Source organism: Pseudomonas sp. Z2-11 (assembly GCF_054161305.1).
Map to the genome: position 1 here is coordinate 1,095,324 of NZ_CP096395.1, position 19,176 is coordinate 1,114,499.

Below are 19,176 nucleotides of genomic sequence, written 5' to 3' on the forward strand. Positions count from 1 at the left end.
GGCCTCAGTCTGCATTTGCCAGCGCCGCCGTCGGCGCAGAACCGGGTCGAGGCGCGGGCCGATGGAACAATCGCTCCAGCCACAAGTATATGACCGGCGTGGTGAACAGCGTCAGTGCCTGGCTCACCAGCAGGCCACCGACCACCGCGATGCCCAGTGGTTGGCGCAATTCGGCTCCAGGGCCGTAGCCGAGCATCAATGGCAGGGCGCCGAGCAGGGCGGCCAGGGTCGTCATCATGATCGGACGGAACCTCGTCAGGCAGGCCTGGAAAATCGCTTCCTGCGGCGCCATCCCGCGGTTGCGCTGGGCATCGAGGGCGAAGTCGATCATCAGGATGCCGTTCTTCTTGACGATGCCGATCAGCAGCACCAGGCCGATCAGCGCCATGATCGAGAAGTCCTGGCCCAACAGCCAGAGCATGATCAACGCGCCGAGGCCGGCCGAGGGCAACGTGGAAATGATCGTCAACGGATGGACGAAACTCTCGTAGAGCACGCCGAGGATGATGTACACCGCCACCAACGCAGCGAGGATCAGCCACGGCTGGCTTTTCAGCGAGCTCTGGAACGCCTGGGCCGCGCCCTGGAAGCTGCCGGTGATGGCGGCGGGCATGCCGATCTCGTTCTTGGCCTGGTCGAGCAGGCGCACGGCATCCCCCAGCGCCACGCCCGGCGCGAGGTTGAACGACAGGTTGGCGGCCGGGAACATGCCGTCGTGGGCAATCGACAGCGGGCCGTTGGTCGGTGCGTCGAAGCGGGCAAGGGCCGAGAGCGGGACCATTTCCCCGCTCAGCGGCGAGCGCAGATAGAAATACGCCAGGCTTTCGGCCTTGCCGCGTTGCTGGGTGTCGAGTTCCAGGATGACGTTGTACTGGTTGGTCTCGGTCTGGAATTCATTGATCTGCCGCTGGCCGAAAGCGTCGTAGAGCGCCTGGTCGACATCGCTGGCGGTGAGGCCGAAACGTGCCGCCGCGCTGCGGTCGATGTTGATGTGGGTGATGCTGCCGCCCAGTTGCAAGTCGTTGGAGATGTCGCGGAATGCCGGAATGCTGCGCAGCTTGTCGGTGAGTTTCTGCGTCCAGGCGTTGAGGGTCGGCCCGTCGTTGCTCTTGAGCACGTATTGATACTGGGCGCGGCTCGGGCCGGAGCTGAGGTTGATGTCCTGTCCGGCCCGCAGGTACAGCACAACGCCGGGAATCTTCAGCAACTTGGGGCGGATCCGGTCGATGAAGCCGCTGGCCGATACATCGCGCTCGCCCCGAGGCTTGAGGGCGATCCAGAAGCGGCCGTTGGCAATGGTCTGGTTGTTGCCCGAGACGCCGACGGAGTGCGAGAAGGTCTGCACTGCCGGGTCGGCGGCGACGATCTCGGCCAGGGCCTTGTGCTTGGCCACCATGTCCGGGAATGAGATGTCGGCGGCCGCCTCGCTGGTGCCCAGCACCAGGCCGGTGTCCTGGACGGGGAAGAAGCCCTTGGGGATGAACACGTAGCCCACCACCGCGAGGGCGAGGGTCAGGCCGAACACGCCGATCATCAGTTTCTGGTGGGCCAGGGCCCGGCGCAGGCCGCGTTCGTACCAGCCGAGCAGGCGCTCGCCGAAACCCGGCCTGGCCTGCGCGTGATGCTTCGGGGCGCGCATGAACAAGGCAGCCAGGGTCGGCGCCAGGGTCAGGGACACCACGACGGAAATCAGGATGGTCGAAGTGGCGGTCAGGGCAAACTCCTTGAACAGCCGCCCGACCACGCCGCCCATGAACAGCAGCGGAATGAACGCCGCCACCAGCGAGAAGCTGATGGACACCACCGTGAAGCCGATTTCCCCGGCGCCCTTGATCGCCGCCTCGCGCATGCCATCGCCGGCTTCCAGGTGCCGGTGGATGTTCTCCACCACCACGATCGCGTCGTCCACCACGAATCCCACCGAGATGACGATCGCCACCAGGGTCAGGTTGTTGAGGCTGAAACCCATCACATACATCAGCGCGAAACTGGCGGTCAGCGACACCCCGAGCACTGCCGAGACGATCAATGTCGCCGAGAGCTGGCGCAGGAACAGCGCCATCACCGCCACCACCAGCAGCACCGCGATCAGCAGGGTGATTTCCACTTCATGCAGCGAAGCGCGAATGGTCTGGGTGCGATCGATCATCACCTTGACCTGTATGGCGGCCGGCAGCATGGCTTCCAGCGTCGGCAGCGCCGCCTGGATGCGGTCGACCGTCTCGACGATGTTCGCCCCCGGCTGGCGGAAGATCACCAGGTTGACGCCGGGCTGATCGTCGGACCAGGCCTGCACGTAGGCGTTTTCCGAACCGTTGACGACTTTGGCGATGTCCTTGAGATGGACCGGTGCGCCGTCCCGGTAGGAAACGATCAGCTCGCCGTATTCCTCCGGCTTGAACAGCTGGTCGTTGGTGGACAAGGTGGAAATACTCGACTCGCCATACAGCGCGCCCTTGGCCAGGTTGAGGCTGGCCTGCTGCAGGGACTGGCGAATATCGGCGAGGGTCAGGCCGATGGCGGCAAGCCGGTCGGCCGAGGCCTGGACCCGGATCGCCGGCCGCTGCTGGCCGGTGATATAGATCTGCCCAACGCCGTCGATCTGGCTGATCTGGCGGGCGAGCAGCGTCTCGACGTAATCACTCAGTTCGGTGCCTGGCATCAGGTCGGAGCTGATGCTGAGAATCAGCACCGGGCTGTCGGCCGGGTTGACCTTGCGCCAGGTCGGCAGGTTCGGCATGTCATTGGGCAGCTTGCCGGCGGCGGTGTTGATCGCCGCCTGCACTTCCTGGGCGGCGGTGTCGATGCTCTTGTCGAGACTGAATTGCAGGGTCAGGTTGGTCGAGCCCAACGCACTGCTTGAGGTCATCTGGGTAATGCCGGGGATGGCGCTGAATTGCACCTCCAGCGGGGTCGCCACGGACGACGCCATGGTTTCGGGACTGGCGCCGGGCAGTTGGGCGTTGACCTGGATGGTCGGGAATTCCGCCTCGGGCAAAGGCGCGACGGGCAGGCGGGGAAAGGCGATCAACCCCAGCAACACCAGGGCGAACGTCAGCAGCACCGTGGCGATGGGGTGGTCGATGCACCACGCCGATATCGAGCCGCGGCCCTTCATGGCTGCGCCTGCCCGGTCTTGGCGAGGGCGGGCGGATCGCTGAGCACCTGGACGCTGGCGCCGGGCTTGAGCCGTGACTGGCCGTCGCTCACCAGTTGATCGCCGGCGTTCACGCCTTTGATGATGTGCCTGTCGCTGTCCTGGTAAACCATTTGCACCGGCACGCTTTCGACCTTGTCACCTTTGACCCGATAGACGAAATGTTGCTCCAGCCCGCGTTGGACCACGGTGGGCGGCACTACCAGGGCACCCTTGTCGATAGCGGTCTGGATTTTCAGCGTCACCAGTTGCCCCGGCCACAGCCGTTGCGCGGCGTTATTGAATTCGGCCTTGGCCCGCAGGGTTCCGGTGTTGGTGTTGATCTGGTTGTCGATGAGGCTGAGCCGTCCCTCGCCGAGCAATTCCCCGGTCACGCCGTCGGCCCCGATATAGGCCTTGACCAAGGCCTGGTCCGGGGCGGCGATCAATCGCTGCAAGGTCGGCAGCATTTGCTGGGGCAAGGAGAACTCCACGGCGATCGGGTCGATCTGGGTCACCGTGAACAGGCCTTCGGTGTCGCTGGTGCGCAGGAAGTTGCCTTCATCCACGTTGCGAATGCCGACGCGACCGCTCACCGGCGAGCGGATCTGCGTGTAGGACAGCTGCACCTGCGCCGAATCGATGGCCGCCTGGTTGCCCTGGGCAGTGGCCTTGAGCTGGTTGACCAGCGCTTGTTGCTGGTCGTAGGTCTGCTTCGATACGCCGTCATCGACGCTCAGCAGCTTGTAGCGCTTGAGGTTGACCTGGGCCACGGCCAGTTGCGCCTGGCTCTCGCTGAGCTGGGCCCGGGCCTGGTCGAGGCTGGCGCGGATCGAGCGATCATCGATGGTCGCCAGCAGGTCGCCCTTCCTGACCAGTTGCCCTTCCTTGACCAGCAGCCTGGTGAGGATGCCGTCGATCTGCGGACGGATCACCACGCTGTGCAGCGACAATACCGTGCCGATGCCACTGGCAAAGCGCGGCACATCCTGCTCGACAACGCTTATCACTTTCACAGGCACTGCGGTGGAAGCACTGGGTTTGCTGGCGACGGGCTTCATGATGAACCAGAGGGCGAGGGCGGCCAGGGCGATCAGTAACGCGACGAGCAGGACGGTTTTTTTCTGGATAGGCATGAACGTGAAACGCCGGTTCGGGACGGAGGAATTCCTGGCTTTCTTATATAGCGTTGTGAGCCCGTCAGGAAGGTGACGGCTAGCTGTCAGGGCTGTCAGTTTTGTCTTGGTTTCCCGTCAGACGGAACTCCACCGCTGCATCTGCTCCGTGGCACCGTGATTTCGCGCAGGTATACTGCTGCGTTTCGCGGCTCGGCTACCGAGCCACGCATACTCAATTGTGGCGAGGGAGCTTGCTCCCGCTTGAGTGCGAAGCGCTCACAGAAATGGGGCCGCTTCGCAGCCCAGCGGGAGCAAGCTCCCTCGCCACGGTTTGTTGTCCCACTCAAGTGAATAACTCAAATGACTTCCCCAATACCATCGCCCGCAGACGAACGCTTGCCAGGCGAATCGTCTGGCCAGACGGACAGCGATGTTTCCAGCGCCGCCGACGACAAGGCGCCGATCCCGGCCTTCAAGTTTCCATTCAAACCAGGCGACCTGGCGGCGGCCAAAGGTGCCGGCCAACAACCGTGGTACAAGAACGGCGCGAAGAATGGCCATACCAAGACCCCCGGCGCCGCGCCTCCCGGCACGCGCCGTTCGATGGGCAAACGCTGATCTTTCCCCTCGGCGCGCGGTCGCGGATTCAGTTCGCGACCCGTGCTCCCGTCAGGCTTCCACTCAATTCATAGGCCGTCAGTTCGGCCTGGTGCGCCGCGAGGATTTCCGGCAACGAGCCTCGCAGGTATTCGACCCACGTCTTGATCTTCGCATCCAGGTACTGGCGCGAAGGGTAGATGGCGTAAAGGTTCAGTTCCTGGGAACGGTAGTTAGGCATGACCCGCACCAGCGTGCCGTTGCGCAAGCCTTCGATGGCGGCGTACACCGGCAGCACGCCCACGCCCATGCCGCTGGTGATCGCGGTCTTCATCGCATCGGCGGAGTTCACCAGGAACGGTGAGCTGTTGATGGTGACCATCTCCTGGCCCTCCGGGCCGTCGAACACCCACTTCTCCAGCGGAATGACCGGGCTGACCAGGCGCAGGCAGGCGTGGTTCAGCAGGTCGCTGGGTTTCTGCGGGCAGCCGCTGGCCTTCACGTAGGCGGGCGACGCGCAGACGATGCTGTAAGTGATTCCCAGGCGCTGGGACACGAAGCCGGAGTCCGGCAACTCGCTGGCGAGTACGATCGAGACGTCGTAGCCCTCGTCGAGGATGTCCGGCACCCGGTTGGCCAGGGTCAGGTCGAAGGTCACGTCCGGGTGCGTCTTGCGATAACGAGCGATGGCGTCGATGACGAAATGCTGGCCGATGCCGGTCATGGTATGGACTTTCAACTGTCCGGCCGGGCGCGCATGGGCATCGCTGGCCTCGGCTTCCGCCTCTTCGACATACGCCAGGATCTGCTCACACCGCAGCAGGTAGCGTTTGCCGGCTTCGGTCAGGGCGATGCGGCGAGTGGTGCGGTTGAGCAGACGGGTTTGCAGATGCGCTTCCAGGTTGGAAACCGCACGCGAGACGTTGGCCGTGGTGGTGTCGAGTTGCGCGGCGGCGGCGGTGAAGCTGCCGGCTTCGGCAACACAGCTGAACGCACGCATGTTTTGCAAAGTGTCCATGAAGGGCTCTCTTGGGAGGTGCCAAATTGTGACATGAAGTTACAGAGATGCGGGACCCCGACTAATGGATTATCACGATAACGGTAACAAAGATTCGCAGAAAGGTCGGCTTATCGCCGTTGGAGGCGATGCCTAGAATTGCCGCCAGTCCTGGATCTTGTGGGAGCGAGCCTGCTCGCGAAACTGGCACCACAGTTGCTCTCGGTGTGCCTGCGCGGCCGCTTTCGCGAGCAGGCTCGCTCCCACAGGTGTGTTCCAGGGCGAAATTCTCATCATCTCTTCTTGCCTCTCCACCTCAGGAATATTGCGCCCGTGCCGCGTTGCATCAGCAGAGAGCTGAAGACTCTCAGTGTTTGGGTTTTGACGCTGACCCTCAGCGGTTGTATCGGGACGGGAGGGATCGCGCCGCAAGGCGAGCTCTTGTTGGCCAACCAGTTGGCGACCGATGCGGCGATACGCGAGGCCGCCCGCGATGCTCACTGGCCGACCCGCCAGTGGTGGAAAGCCTATGGTGACCCGCAACTGGACGGCTGGATTGACCTGGCCGTGCGAGACAGCCCGAGCCTGGCCATGGCCGTCGCTCGGGTGCGCCAGGCCAAGGCCATGGCGGGTGTCGCCGAGGCCGCCGAGTCGCTGCAGATTAATGGCGAGTCGGCCCTCAAGCGCCACAACTGGCCCACCGATCAGTTTTATGGCCCCGGCGAACTGGCCAACACCACCACGTGGGACAACAACGCCGCCCTGGGCCTGAGCTATGCGTTGGACCTGTGGGGCCGCGAGCGCAGCGCCAGCGAGCGGGCCGTCGACCTGGCCCATGTCAGCGTCGCCGAGGCGCGGCAAGCGCAGCTGGAATTGCAGGACAATATCGTGCGCGCCTACATCCGGTTTTCGTTGCATTACGCCCAACGCGACATCGTCGCCGCAACCCTCCATCAGCAAGAGCAGATCCTCGAACTGGCGCAAAAGCGTCTGGACGGTGGCATCGGCACCCATTTCGAAGTCAGCCAGGCCCAGGCGCCATTGCCGGAAACCCATCGTCAGCTCGATGCCCTCGACGAAGCCATTGCCCTGAGCCGCAATCAATTGGCGGCGCTGGCCGGCAAGGGCCCGGGCGACGGCGCGCGCCTGCAACGGCCGAGCCTGGCGCTGGGGGCTCCGTTGAAACTGCCATCGGCATTGCCCGCCGAACTGCTCGGCCAGCGCCCGGATGTGGTTGCCGCGCGCTGGCAGGTGGCGGCCCAGGCCCGTGGAGTCGAGGTGGCGCGCGCGGGTTTTTACCCCAACGTCGACTTGGTCGGTAGCCTCGGTTACATGGCTACTGGCGGTGGGGCGCTGGAGTTCCTGACAGGCAAGAAGCTCACCTACAACGTCGGCCCGGCGATTTCGCTGCCGATCTTCGATGGCGGACGCCTGCGTGGCGAGTTGGGCGAGGCTGCGGCGGGTTATGACATCGCCGTGGCGCGCTACAACCAGACGCTGGTGAATGCCCTCAAGAGCATTTCCGATCAGTTGATTCGCCGTGAGTCGATGGACAAGCAGCAGGCCTTCGCCGCCGAATCGGTGGCCGCCGCCCAGCGCACTTACGACATCGCGCTGGTGGCGTTCCAGCGTGGGCTCACCGACTACCTCAACGTGCTCAACGCCCAGAGCCTGCTGTTCAAGCAACAACAGGTGCAACAGCAGATAGAGGCAGCGCGGCTGAGCGCCCATGCCGATTTGGTCACCGCATTGGGCGGCGGGCTGGAGGCCGGCAGCGACATGCCTGTGGCAAGCGCTCCCCTGTGGCGAGGGAGCTTGCTCCCGCTGGGCTGCGAAGCAGCCCCAGGTTCTTCAGATGGGTGCCGCGCCGTCCCTTCAGTTGGATGCTGCGCACCCAAGCGGGAGCAAGCTCCCTCGCCACGATGCTGAGCAGGCCTTCCGTGACGTATTTACTTCGGCTTCATCGCCTCGAATGGCGCCGTGGCTTTTTCGACTGGGCCCGCAGCGATGGGGTGACCTGGGTCTACATCTTCAAGATATTGCTCGCCGCGTTCCTGACGCTGTGGCTGGCGATGCGCCTGGAGTTGCCGCAACCGCGTACGGCGATGATCACCGTGTTCATCGTCATACAGCCGCAGAGTGGCCAGGTCTTCGCCAAGAGTTTTTATCGCCTGCTCGGCACCTTGGCCGGCTCGACGGTGATGGTGGCGCTGATCGCCCTGTTCGCCCAGAACACCGAGTTGTTTCTCGGCTGCCTGGCGATCTGGGTCGGCATCTGTTCGGCCGGAGCAGCGCGTTATCGCAACTTTCGCGCCTACGGTTTTGTGCTGGCCGGGTACACCGCGGCGATGATCGGCCTGCCGGCCCTGGCCCATCCGGAAGGGGCTTTCATGGCGGCGGTGTGGCGGGTGCTGGAGATTGCCCTGGGGATTCTCTGCGCCACCGCGGTGAGCGCCGCGATCCTGCCGCAAACCGCGAGCGCGGCCATGCGCAACGCGCTCTACCAGCGCTTCGGGGTGTTCGCCCGGTTCGTCACCGATGGCTTGCGCGGACGCAGCCTACCCGAGGCATTCGAGGCACGCAACGTCGCTTTCATTGCCGAAGCGGTGGGCCTGGAAAGCCTGCGCAGCGTGACCGTGTTCGAAGACCCGCACATGCGCCGGCGCAACGGTCGGCTCAGTCGCCTGAACAGCGAATTCATGGGCGTTACCACGCGCTTCAATGCCTTGCATCAGTTGCTTGAACGCTTGCGCAACGGCGCGGCGGACGCGGTGGTGGACGCGATCAAACCCGGTTTGCAAACCCTCGCCGAATTGCTCGACGGCTTCAGCGCGCGGGCCTTGACCGATGCCGATGCGACGCACCTGGCGGCGGCGCTGGCGGCCTACAAGGCCGACTTGCCGGCTCGGGTGCGCCAGCTGCGGGCACAGTTTCAGGAGACGGATCCCAGCGAGGCGCAGCAGTTGGATTTTCATACTGCCTACGAATTGCTGTATCGCTTCGTCGAGGACCTGCATGGCTACGCCCAGACCCACGCGTCATTGGCCGACCACCGCCACGAACGTGAGCGCTGGGACGAACCCTTCGTGTCGCAGACCAATGGCCTGGCCGCCGCGGCTGCCGGTTTTCGTGCTGCCTTCATCCTGGTGGTGCTGGGCAGCTATTGGGTCGCCACGGCCTGGCCGAGCGGTGCGACCATGACGATGATCGCCGCCGCCACCGTGGGCTTGTCGGCCGCCACGCCGAACCCCAAGCGCATGGCGTTCCAGATGGCCTGCGGCACGCTGTTCGGGGCGTTGATCGGGTTCGTCGAGATGTTCTTCATCTACCCTTTGATCGACGGCTTCCCCTTGCTCTGCGTGATGTTGGCGCCCGTGATCATGCTCGGCGCATTCCTCAGCTCACGTGCGCAATACGCCGGGGTCGGGTTGGGCCTGCTGATTTTTTTCAGCACCGGCTCGGTGCCGGACAACCTGACGGTCTACAACCCCTACGCCTTCATCAACGACTACCTCGCGATGATCCTCGGCATGCTGGTGTGTGCGGCTGCCGGGGCGATTATCCTGCCGCCCAACAGCCGCTGGATGTGGCGCCGGCTGGAACAGGACTTGCGCGAACAAGTGGTGTTCGCCATCAGCGGCAAGCTCAAGGGCCTGGCGTCGGGATTCGAGAGCCGTACCCGCGATCTGCTGCACCAGGCCTACGGGCTGGCGGCGGGGCAGCCCCGGGTGCAACGGGACTTGCTGCGCTGGATGTTCGTGGTGCTGGAAGTCGGCCACGCGATCATCGAGTTGCGCAAGGAGCAGTCGATGCTGCCGGTGCATCCGGCCTATGCCGAAAGCCAGCCATGGCGCCAGGCAATCCGGGTGATGGGGCGAGCGCTGGTGCGGCTGTTCCGCCAGCCCGGCCAGAACAATCTGGAGCGCGCCCTGGTCGCGGTGGACCAGGCCATCAGCCGGGTCCAGGCCACCGACGAACCTTTCGCCCCGCATTTCGACACCTCCGCCCTGCGCCGGGTAAAGAGCTACCTCCACTTCATCCGCACCTCCCTGCTGGACCCGCAATCACCCTTGGCGGCTTATGCCGCGTCGCTGCCCCAGGAACCTGAACATGCTCCGTGAGATCGCCTTCCACGGCGTATACATGCCGACCATGACCCTGATGTTTTTCATCGCCGCCGGCCTCGCCTGGGCGTTGGATCGTTTCCTCTCGGGGCTGGATCTGTACCGTTTTTTCTGGCATCCGGCGCTGCTGCGCCTGAGCCTGTTCACTTGCCTGTTCGGCGCGCTGGCGCTGACGGTCTACCGTTGAGATCGATGCGATGAAGAAATTTTTCAGCCTGCTGGCGACGCTGTTGGTGCTGGCGCTTGCGCTGTGGATCGGCCGGACATTGTGGGTGCATTACATGAACACCCCATGGACCCGCGATGGCCGGGTACGGGCCGACATAATCAATGTCGCTGCCGACGTCAGCGGCGAAGTGATCGAGGTGCCGGTGCGCGACAACCAGTTGGTCAAGAAGGGGGACTTGCTGATGCGCATCGACCCCGAGCATTACCGCATTGCGGTCAAGCAGGCGCGTTCCCTGGTGGCGTCACGCAAGGCCACTTGGGAGATGCGCAAGGTCAATGCCCATCGGCGCGCCGACCTGGACAGCCTGGTGATTTCCCGGGAGAACCGTGACGACGCCAGCAATATCGCCGACTCGGCCCTGGCTGATTACCAGCACGCCCAGGCGCAGTTGGAGGCGGCCGAGCTGAACCTGGCTCGCACCGAGGTCCGTGCGGCGGTGGACGGCTACGTCACCAACCTCAATGTGCACCGTGGCGACTATGCGCGCATCGGCGAGGCGAAGATTGCCGTGGTGGACATGAATTCGTTCTGGGTCTATGGCTTCTTCGAGGAAACCAAGTTGCCCAAGGTGCGGGTCGGCGATGCCGCGCAGTTGCAGTTGATGAGTGGCGAACTGCTCAAGGGGCACGTGGAAAGTATCTCCCGGGGCATCTACGACCGCGACAACCCCGAGAGCCGTGAATTGATTGCCGACGTGAACCCGACCTTCAACTGGGTGCGCCTGGCCCAGCGGGTGCCGGTGCGTATACATCTGGATGAAGTACCGGACGGCGTGCCGCTGGCGGCGGGGATGACCTGTACGGTGGTGGTAGAACCCCACGACAAGCGCTGAGCCCCTGTGGGAGCGAGCCTGCTCGCGGAAGCGGTGGTTCAGCCAACATCAATATTGAATGTGAGACCGTATTCGCGAGCAAGCTCGCTCCCACACTGGATCTTCGGCGGGCATGAATGTTGTGTTCATCCAAAGTCCCCTGTGGGAGCGAGCCTGCTCGCGAAAGCGGTGGTTCAGCCAACATCAATGTTGAATGTGAGACCGTATTCGCGAGCAAGCTCGCTCCCACACTGGATCTTCGGCGGGCATGAGTGTTGTGTTCAGCCAAAGTCCCCTGTGGGAGCGAGCCTGCTCGCGATAGCGGTGGTTCAGCCAACATCAATGTTGAATGTGAGACCGTATTCGCGAGCAGGCTCGCTCCCACACTGGATCTTCGGCGGGCATGAGTGTTGTGTTCAGCCAAAGTCCCCTATGGGAGCGAGCCTGCTCGCGAAAGCGGTGGTTCAGCCAACATCAATGTTGAATGTGAGACCGTATTCGCGAGCAAGCTCGCTCCCACACTGGATCTTCGGCGGGCATGAATGTTGTGTTCATCCAAAGTCCCCTGTGGGAGCGAGCCTGCTCGCGAAAGCGGTGAGTCAGCTGCATGGACGGTGACTGACACGCCGTCATCGCGAGCAGGCTCGCTCCCACACTGGATCTTCGGCGGGCATGAATGTTGTGTTCAGCCAAAGTCCCCTGTGGGAGCGAGCCTGCTCGCGAAAGCGGTGGTTCAGCTGCATGGACGGTGACGGACACTCCGTCATCGCGAGCAAGCTCGCTCCCACATTGGATCTTCGGCGGGCATGAATGTTGTGTTCACCCAAAGTCCCCTGTGGGAGCGAGCCTGCTCGCGAAAGCGGTGAGTCAGCTGCATGGACGGTGACTGACACGCCGTCATCGCGAGCAAGCTCGCTCCCACACTGGATCTTCGGCGGGCATGAATGTTGTGTTCAGCCAAAGTCCCCTGTGGGAGCGAGCCTGCTCGCGAAAGCGGTGAGTCAGCTGCATGGACGGTGACGGACACTCCGTCATCGCGAGCAAGCTCGCTCCCACATTGGATCTTCGGCGGGCATGAGTGTTGTGTTCACCCAAAGTCCCCTGTGGGAGCGAGCCTGCTCGCGAAAGCGGTGGTTCAGCCAACATCAATGTTGAATGTGAGACCGTATTCGCGAGCAAGCTCGCTCCCACACTGGATCTTCGGCGGGCATGAGTGTTGTGTTCAGCCAAAGTCCCCTGTGGGAGCGAGCCTGCTCGCGATAGCGGTGGTTCAGCCAACATCAATGTTGAATGTGAGACCGTATTCGCGAGCAGGCTCGCTCCCACATGTTTCCGGTTATCCCCAAGGATTCTTGGCACAACAGTAAAAAGCAGAGCCCGATGATTTAAAGCGACCGACCCAACCCGAACCGCTTCATCAAGCCTTTCTCCAGCAACCCCTTGGGTAACAGACCGGCCATCAACGGCAACGCCCGGCTGCCGTTGCCCAGACGCAACAAGCGCGGTGGTTTGGGTTGTTGCACGGCTTTGAGCAGCGCGGCGGCGAATTCGCTGGTGGGGGTGGGGTTGTCCTGGGAGGCCTTGGCGCGGGCGCGGATACCGTCACGCAGGGGCCACCAGGGCGATTGTTCGCTGATCAAATGCTCGGCTTCATGGCCGGCATTTTTCGCGAAGCTGGAGGCAATGGCACCGGGCTGGACCTCCATCACGCGGATCCCGAACGGCGCCAGTTCCATGCGCAGCGCATCGCTCAAGGCATGCACGGCAGCCTTGGAGGCGCAGTACGCCCCGGCAAATGGCGTGACCAGCACACCGGAAACACTGCCGATGTTCACCACCAACCCCTTCGCCCGGCGCAGCACCGGAAAGAGCGCGCGGGTCACGCCGACGATGGCGAACACGTTGGTTTCGAACTGACGCTGCATGGCCGGCACGCCGCCATCCAGCAACGGGCCCATGGCGCCATAACCGGCGTTGTTGATCAGCACATCGAGGCCGCCATGTTCCTGGTTGATTCGCTCGCCGAGCTGTTCCAGCGCCTGAGCGTCATTGACGTCCAGTTGTACCGCGGTGAACCCGGCGGCGCGCAACTGCGCCACGTCGTCATCCTTGCGCGCGCTGGCCCAGACCTGGTAACCGGCGGCCTTGAAAGCCTCGGCGAGGGCGCGGCCGATGCCGCTGGAACAACCGGTGATCAACGCAACGGGCATGGCGCTTTCCTTGTGCAAAAAATGGGAGGGTCAGTTGGAGAAACTACCTTGCAGTCGCTCGGCACGAAACTCCAAGGTCTGCGGGCGGTAGCCGGGGCGCAGTGGCGGTATCGGCAGGCAGTCCTGCCAGTCGGCGCCGGGTTGCAATTCGCCAGGGCCGCGGTAGCGAGGTGAGCTGTACTGGTTGTCCGCCAGGTTGATGGTATCGCCGGGAGCATAGGCTGCGATTCGCCAGCGCAGTTCGGTCAGGGGCACGTCGTTGCCGTTACGCATTTTCAGCAGCAGTGGGCGATCGGCGGGGCACAGGTCAGGAGCGAACGTGACGCGCAGGTCCAGACGTGCCAGTTGCCGGGTTTCCCGGTTCTCTTCCCAGAGTACCCATGCCGCCACCAGCCCCAACCCGACAAACGCCGCCAGGGACACCGGCAATGCCTTGGCCGGGTAGCGCAACAGCAGGATGAGCCAGGTGATGACCAGCAAGACGCCGATAAACATGGTTGAAGCCTCCGTGACCGTCGCCACATCCTACCGAAGGGGGCGGGCCATGGGTATTGCTCCCTGGATGGGTCACCGAACGCCTAGGAAAAAGCCCCCGCCCAACCCGCTGCGGATAGGGGACGCAGTGGGCTGGACGGGGGCTTCTTGTACGACTGATCTTTTGTTGCCGATCGTTACTACTGATCGTTGCTACTGGTTGTTGCTACTAGTTTTTACTGCGCGATGGTCTTCACCGACACGCCGCGTTCGATCGGGGTGGAGCGACCGTAGATGTCTTCGAAGCGCTCGATGTCGTCTTCGCCCAGGTAGCTACCGGACTGCACTTCGATGATTTCCAGCGGGATCTTGCCCGGGTTGCGCAGGCGGTGGACCGACGCGATCGGGATGTAGGTCGACTGGTTTTCGCAGAGCAGGAACACATTCTCGTCGCAGGTCACTTCGGCGGTGCCGCTGACCACGATCCAGTGTTCGGCGCGGTGGTGGTGCATCTGCAGCGACAGGCACGCGCCCGGTTTGACCGAGATGTGCTTGACCTGGAAACGACCGCCCATGTCCACCGAGTCGTAGGAACCCCATGGACGATAGACTTCGCAGTGGTTCTGGGTTTCGGTGCGGCCCTGGGCATTGAGGGTGTTGACCATCTGCTTCACGCCTTGGACCTTGTCCTTGTGGGCGATCATCATGGCGTCCTTGGTTTCGACCACGACGATGTTGTCCAGGCCGATCACCGACACCAGCTTGCCGTTGCCGTGGATCATGCAGTTGCGGCTGTCCTGCACCACGACGTCGCCCTTGGTGACGTTGCCGTTGGCGTCCTTCGGATTGACTTCCCACAGCGACGACCAGCAGCCGACATCGCTCCAGCCGGCCGATAGCGGCACTACGCAGGCGCGTTGGGTTTTTTCCATCACGGCGTAGTCGATGGAGTTGTCCGGGCAGCAAGCGAAAGTGGCTTCGTCAAAAGTGATGGTGTCGGCGGTCTGCTCGCTGCGCTCCAGCGTCAGCAGGCAGGTGTCGTAGATGTCCGGATCGTGCTTTTTCAGCTCTTCGAGGAAGCGGCTGGCACGGAACAGGAACATGCCGCTGTTCCAGAAGTAACCGCCGGCATCGACGAACTCAGTGGCGCGCTTGACGTCGGGTTTTTCGACGAAGTGCGAAACGCGGCTGACGCCTTCAGGCAGCAGGGCATCGTTGGTCGACTTGATGTAGCCATAACCGGTTTCCGGCTTGGTCGCCGGTACGCCGAACAGCACCATTTCGCCACGCTCGGCGGCCACGGTGGCCAGCGCCAGGGCGCGTTGCAGGGCCTTCTGGTCCTCGACGACGTGGTCGGCCGGCAGCACCAGCATCAGTTCGTCGCGGCCTTCATTGACCAGCATCATCGCAGTCAGGGCCACGGCAGGTGCGGTGTTGCGACCGAACGGTTCCATCAGGATGCGCTGGGCTTCCAGGTTGCGGGCCGACAGCTGCTCGTTGACGATGAAACGATGGTCCTTGTTGCAGACCACGATCGGCGTGTCCATGCCTTCGAACACCAGGCGCTCGAGGGTCTGCTGGAACAGGGTATGTTCGCCGGTCAAGGCCAGGAACTGTTTAGGGAATTGCTTGCGCGAAAGCGGCCAAAGACGTGAGCCGCTACCACCTGACAAGATCACCGGAATCATGTGTGTTACTCCTACAAAATCGAAATGGTTTCAGAGCTACTGCGTTCTGTCGTTTCACTCTCTTGTTGTTGTTCCGTGCCTGAATGACGCCTCGGTTCAAAGTGGGAGCAGGTTGGCTCCCACAGGCAGGGCGTCAGTCAGGAAAACTCATCAGCGGGTCGACACCGGGCGTTTCACCCAGACTGGCGACAGGCTGCTGCCGGAGCCGGTTACGTACAGCACGGCCGCTTCGCCACGCTCCAGGGCAACAGGCTTGACGTCGCCGACTTTCTTGTCGCCTTCGTACAGTGCCAGGCTCACTTTCACCGGGTTGATTTCACGTTCGCCACGGCCCTTGGCCGCTACGTTCGGAACCACTTCGGTCTTGCCATCAGCGGTCTTGAGGGTCAGCGGCTTGTCGCTGAGGTTCTGCATGCGGACCAGGGATTTCTGCTTGTTCTTGAACGGTGGCTCTTCGATCAGTTGTGGCTGGCCGCTGGCGTTGTTGACCAGGGTGTAATAGTGATCGGAGGCCAGTTTAACCGGTACGGTCTGGCTGCCCACCTTGGCGCTGTAGTCGCCGCCAGGCATGAAGCTGAAGTCGCTGCTGGCCAGTGGGGCCACGTCGCTGATATTGGTGCTGCCGACGGTGGCGCTGACTTCGGCGTTGCTGGCGTTGTAGATCCGCACGAAGCTCGAACCTTTTGGCGCGACCGGGCCGTACAGGGCCGAGTCACCGGCAAAGGCTGAGAAGGACAGGGCACTCATGCTGGCGACCAGGGCAACGGCCTTGAAGGAGCGAACAGCGAGACGGCGAGGAGTAGTGTTGAAAGTCATGGTGGACCTCTCTTTCAGTTTTGCGCCCGGTCGGGCGTCTCGGATTGTGTGTTTGCAGCTACGTTCTGTTGGCGGGCGCCGGCTTGTTTGAGCTCGGCGACCCATTGCGGATCGGCGTCGCCGATCTCGTTGTTCACGGGCAGATAACGTTCAGGAAACTCCCAGATCAGCACTTGCGGCGGGCTGTTCTTGAAGGCGTCGCTCTTGAGGTAGCTGAGCATCGGCAGAATCGGGCCATGGCCGTCTTCGGCGTAGTTGACGACGTCGCTGTGCAGGGCTTGCTTGAGTGCACCGACGAAGTTCCAGTTCGGGTTGGCGCTGTAGCTGGTACCGATCAGGGCCACGGGCACCTGGGCATCGGCGAACAGTGCGTCTTCGCTGGCCGGCTGGTCGTCGGCTTCGCGGGTGTTGCGCTTGACCAGCGGTTCCTGGGCTGGCATCAGGTTTTCGAACAGCGGGTCCAGCGGCAGGAACTGACGCAGGTCGCCCTTGTGGATGATTTTTTCCGCAGGCTCTGTGACGAAACGCTGTGGCTCACCGTTCAGTGGTGTGCGTTCGGCAATCGCTTTGGCCAGATGTTCCGCAGCGATTTGCGCGCCTTCCGGAGTCCAGTGGGTGTCGGTGCGCAGGAACACTTGCTGACCGCTTTGCTTGGCCTGTTGCAGCGGGGCGAGCAAGTCAGGGGCAAGGATCTTGTCCGCCGCGACACGGGCGTGGAAATCCTGGTACAGGTTGGCGTGAATGCTCGAAGGCTTCACTTCACCCAGGTGCTCCGGATACAGCCGCGCCTTGGCCGGCACGATGGCCATGACCAGGGTAATGCCTTGCTCCTTGAGCTTCTGGCGCACGCCTTCGATCAGCGCGTAGTTGCCTTGCAGGTTCTGGTCTTCGTTGACGATCGGGTTGAATTCCTCGTCGCTGAACAGCCACTGATCGCGGCCCAGGACCACGCCTTTGCGGCCCTCGTTGAACAGCTTGTAGTCCAGCGCCGCCCAGATGTTGGTGCCCAGGCGTTTGATCGGGAATTCTTCGTCGTAATGCGTTTCCACGGCCTTGGCCCAGCGACCGTTGAGCACGGTCGCATCGGGGTTGGTGCTGAAGCCGAGGAAGCTGCGCATCGACCAGATACCCAGCGCTGTCAGTATCAGCATGAACAGTGCGACGTAGAAGATGCGTAATGAGCGGGTCATGTCCGGATCCCTCAGAACTGGAAGTAAAGGAACGGCGAGAAGCTTTGCGCCGACAGTTTGAGAATCGAGGCGATGAACAACACCAATACCAGGGTGCGCATCACGTAGCGCGACCAGTCCACAGTCCAGTAGGCCGGTTGCACCTGGGCTTCGACGCCGACGGTGTAGCCTGGTTCATGGATGGTCGACGGGTTGTCACCCGGTACGGCTTTGATCAGTCCCGGTTGCGCGGTGGCAGGCCCATTGGCTTCGGTGCTCTCTTCAGGCTTGGCCTTGACCGGCGGACGATTGGTGTAGAAGTCGCGCAGGCCGAAGAAGGCGAGGGTGATGTAGGCCACCGCCAACGTAGCGATCTGCAGGCCGGTGAGGTTGGCGCGGGTCAGTTCCGACAGCGACCAGTCACCAAAGCTGAACATCGCGCTGTACATGCGACCGGCGACGTGCAGGTTTTCGGCACGGAAGATCACCCAGCCCATCACCACCAGCAGGAAGGTCAATGCCCAGCGGATCGGGTTGATGCTGCGTGGGTTGGTGTCGATACCCACCGCTTTTTCGATGGCAAGCCACATGCCGTGCCAGGCACCCCAGATCACGTAGGTGATGTTCGCACCGTGCCACAGACCACCGAGCAGCATGGTCAGGAACAGGTTGCGATAGGTCATCAGCGTGCCTTTGCGGTTACCGCCCAGGGTGATGTAGAGGTAGTCGCGCAGCCAGGTCGACAGGCTGATGTGCCAGCGCCGCCAGAACTCGGTGATCGACTGGCTGATGTAGGGCTGCTTGAAGTTTTCCATGAAACGGAAACCCATCATCAGGCCCAGGCCGATGGCCATGTCGCTGTAGCCGGAGAAGTCGAAGTACAGCTGCGCGGTGTACGCCAGGGCGCCGAGCCAGGCATCGCCCGTGGTCGGGTTCTCCAAGGCGAAGCAATGGTCGGCCACCACCGCCAGGGTATCGGCGATGAACACTTTCTTGATGAAGCCCTGCATGAAGCGCGTGCAGCCTTCGGAGAACTTGTCCAGCGTGTGGGTGCGGTTGTTGAACTGGTCGGCCAGATCACGGAAACGCAGCACGGGGCCGGCGATCAGGTGCGGGAAGATCGCCACGAATGCCGCGAAGTCGATCAGGTTGCGAGTGGCCGGTGTGTCACCGCGATACACGTCGATGATGTAGCTGATGGACTCGAAGATGTAGAACGAGATACCGATCGGCAACAGTACGTGGGTCAGGATGAACGGGTTCAGCCCGAAGCCGGTGATGATCGCGTTGAGGCTGTCGACACCGAAATTGGCGTACTTGAAATAGCCCAGGATGGCCAGGTCCACGCCCACGCCGAGCAGCAGCCAACGTTGGGCCGGCTTGGTGCGCACGCCGGCGGCGCCGACTTTCAGGCCGATCCAGTAGTTCCACAGGGTGACGCCGGCGAACAGGGCGAGGAAGTCCACCCGCCACCAGGCATAGAACACGTAGCTGGCGATCAGCAGCAGCAGGTTGCGATAGCGTTGCCCGCTCAGGTAGTACAAGCCGAGAAAGATCGGCAGGAACAGGAACAGGAACACATTGGATGAAAATACCATCCCGATCTCTCCATGTTGAATCAACAGTCAAGGGCCAGAGCCCCCCCAAACCCCCCCATGAAAACCGGGGGGCTATTACATTTCGAACACTTGCTTACCTGTGGCGAGGGAGCTTGCTCCCGCTCGGCTGCGAAGCAGTCGCATCGTCAGGCTTGGGGGCGCTACGCACCCCAGCGGGAGCAAGCTCCCTCGCCACAGGAAATGTGTTG

General features: G+C 62.7%; 14 protein-coding genes. 5 read left to right on the plus strand and 9 right to left on the minus strand.

Annotation, left to right across the window (positions count from 1 at the left end; translation table 11 throughout):
- Window positions 1–4: 4 nt before the first annotated feature.
- Window positions 5–3,118, minus strand: coding sequence for a multidrug efflux RND transporter permease subunit (locus tag M1E16_RS04770; RefSeq protein WP_458129316.1), 3,114 nt, complete (start codon window positions 3,116–3,118; stop codon window positions 5–7).
- Window positions 3,115–4,272, minus strand: a complete 1,158-nt coding sequence (locus M1E16_RS04775) for an efflux RND transporter periplasmic adaptor subunit (protein WP_458129317.1) — start codon at window positions 4,270–4,272, stop codon at window positions 3,115–3,117. Before M1E16_RS04775 ends, M1E16_RS04770 begins: the two co-directional genes overlap by 4 nt.
- A gap of 342 nt (window positions 4,273–4,614) precedes the next feature.
- Here M1E16_RS04775 and M1E16_RS04780 point away from each other — a divergent pair, with 342 nt between their 5' ends.
- Window positions 4,615–4,872, plus strand: a complete 258-nt coding sequence (locus M1E16_RS04780; RefSeq protein ID WP_458129318.1) for a hypothetical protein — start codon at window positions 4,615–4,617, stop codon at window positions 4,870–4,872.
- A 28-nt stretch (window positions 4,873–4,900) separates the two neighbouring features.
- Here M1E16_RS04780 and M1E16_RS04785 read toward each other — a convergent pair whose 3' ends face one another.
- On the minus strand, window positions 4,901–5,869 hold the full coding sequence (locus M1E16_RS04785; RefSeq protein WP_434569728.1) for a LysR family transcriptional regulator: 969 nt from the start codon (window positions 5,867–5,869) through the stop codon (window positions 4,901–4,903).
- A gap of 312 nt (window positions 5,870–6,181) precedes the next feature.
- Between M1E16_RS04785 and M1E16_RS04790 the strand changes: the two genes are divergently transcribed.
- Genes M1E16_RS04790 through M1E16_RS04805 form a run of 4 tightly spaced genes read left to right on the plus strand, consistent with a single transcriptional unit; the run spans window position 6,182 to window position 11,033 of the window.
- Window positions 6,182–7,777, plus strand: coding sequence for an efflux transporter outer membrane subunit (locus M1E16_RS04790; RefSeq protein WP_458129319.1), 1,596 nt, complete (start codon window positions 6,182–6,184; stop codon window positions 7,775–7,777).
- A gap of 11 nt (window positions 7,778–7,788) precedes the next feature.
- On the plus strand, window positions 7,789–9,969 hold the full coding sequence (locus M1E16_RS04795; protein ID WP_458129320.1) for an FUSC family protein: 2,181 nt from the start codon (window positions 7,789–7,791) through the stop codon (window positions 9,967–9,969).
- On the plus strand, window positions 9,959–10,159 hold the full coding sequence (locus tag M1E16_RS04800) for a DUF1656 domain-containing protein (protein ID WP_434569726.1): 201 nt from the start codon (window positions 9,959–9,961) through the stop codon (window positions 10,157–10,159). Before M1E16_RS04795 ends, M1E16_RS04800 begins: the two co-directional genes overlap by 11 nt.
- A 10-nt stretch (window positions 10,160–10,169) precedes the next feature.
- Window positions 10,170–11,033: an efflux RND transporter periplasmic adaptor subunit gene (locus M1E16_RS04805; protein WP_458129321.1), complete on the plus strand. Its 864-nt coding sequence runs from the start codon at window positions 10,170–10,172 to the stop codon at window positions 11,031–11,033.
- Between the two features lie 1,364 nt (window positions 11,034–12,397).
- On the opposite strand, the gene M1E16_RS04810 is transcribed toward M1E16_RS04805, so the two are convergent.
- The 6 genes from M1E16_RS04810 to M1E16_RS04835 all read right to left on the minus strand — a co-directional run bounded on the left by M1E16_RS04810 (window position 12,398) and on the right by M1E16_RS04835 (window position 18,967).
- On the minus strand, window positions 12,398–13,222 hold the full coding sequence (locus tag M1E16_RS04810; protein ID WP_458129322.1) for an SDR family oxidoreductase: 825 nt from the start codon (window positions 13,220–13,222) through the stop codon (window positions 12,398–12,400).
- 30 nt (window positions 13,223–13,252) lie between these two features.
- Window positions 13,253–13,717, minus strand: a complete 465-nt coding sequence (locus M1E16_RS04815; RefSeq protein WP_458129323.1) for a multidrug transporter — start codon at window positions 13,715–13,717, stop codon at window positions 13,253–13,255.
- A gap of 215 nt (window positions 13,718–13,932) precedes the next feature.
- Complete coding sequence (locus M1E16_RS04820) at window positions 13,933–15,384, minus strand: mannose-1-phosphate guanylyltransferase/mannose-6-phosphate isomerase (protein ID WP_434569722.1); 1,452 nt, start codon at window positions 15,382–15,384, stop codon at window positions 13,933–13,935.
- A 150-nt stretch (window positions 15,385–15,534) separates the two neighbouring features.
- Window positions 15,535–16,200, minus strand: coding sequence for an alginate O-acetyltransferase AlgF (locus M1E16_RS04825; protein ID WP_458129324.1), 666 nt, complete (start codon window positions 16,198–16,200; stop codon window positions 15,535–15,537).
- Window positions 16,201–16,214: 14 nt separating this feature from the next.
- Entirely contained in the window at window positions 16,215–17,390 is a 1,176-nt protein-coding gene (locus M1E16_RS04830) for an alginate O-acetyltransferase (protein ID WP_305496611.1), read from the minus strand.
- Between the two features lie 11 nt (window positions 17,391–17,401).
- Window positions 17,402–18,967: an MBOAT family O-acyltransferase gene (locus M1E16_RS04835; protein ID WP_434625921.1), complete on the minus strand. Its 1,566-nt coding sequence runs from the start codon at window positions 18,965–18,967 to the stop codon at window positions 17,402–17,404.
- Window positions 18,968–19,176: the final 209 nt, after the last annotated feature.

Bases quoted from the DNA above. Each gene is read 5' to 3' on its own strand.
- M1E16_RS04770 (WP_458129316.1), bottom strand. From the start codon at position 3,118: ATGAAGGGCCGCGGCTCGATATCGGCGTGGTGCATCGACCACCCCATC.
- M1E16_RS04775 (WP_458129317.1), bottom strand. From the start codon at position 4,272: ATGCCTATCCAGAAAAAAACCGTCCTGCTCGTCGCGTTACTGATCGCC.
- M1E16_RS04780 (WP_458129318.1), top strand. From the start codon at position 4,615: ATGACTTCCCCAATACCATCGCCCGCAGACGAACGCTTGCCAGGCGAA.
- M1E16_RS04785 (WP_434569728.1), bottom strand. From the start codon at position 5,869: ATGGACACTTTGCAAAACATGCGTGCGTTCAGCTGTGTTGCCGAAGCC.
- M1E16_RS04800 (WP_434569726.1), top strand. From the start codon at position 9,959: ATGCTCCGTGAGATCGCCTTCCACGGCGTATACATGCCGACCATGACC.
- M1E16_RS04805 (WP_458129321.1), top strand. From the start codon at position 10,170: ATGAAGAAATTTTTCAGCCTGCTGGCGACGCTGTTGGTGCTGGCGCTT.
- M1E16_RS04810 (WP_458129322.1), bottom strand. From the start codon at position 13,222: ATGCCCGTTGCGTTGATCACCGGTTGTTCCAGCGGCATCGGCCGCGCC.
- M1E16_RS04815 (WP_458129323.1), bottom strand. From the start codon at position 13,717: ATGTTTATCGGCGTCTTGCTGGTCATCACCTGGCTCATCCTGCTGTTG.
- M1E16_RS04820 (WP_434569722.1), bottom strand. From the start codon at position 15,384: ATGATTCCGGTGATCTTGTCAGGTGGTAGCGGCTCACGTCTTTGGCCG.
- M1E16_RS04825 (WP_458129324.1), bottom strand. From the start codon at position 16,200: ATGACTTTCAACACTACTCCTCGCCGTCTCGCTGTTCGCTCCTTCAAG.
- M1E16_RS04830 (WP_305496611.1), bottom strand. From the start codon at position 17,390: ATGACCCGCTCATTACGCATCTTCTACGTCGCACTGTTCATGCTGATA.
- M1E16_RS04835 (WP_434625921.1), bottom strand. From the start codon at position 18,967: ATGGTATTTTCATCCAATGTGTTCCTGTTCCTGTTCCTGCCGATCTTT.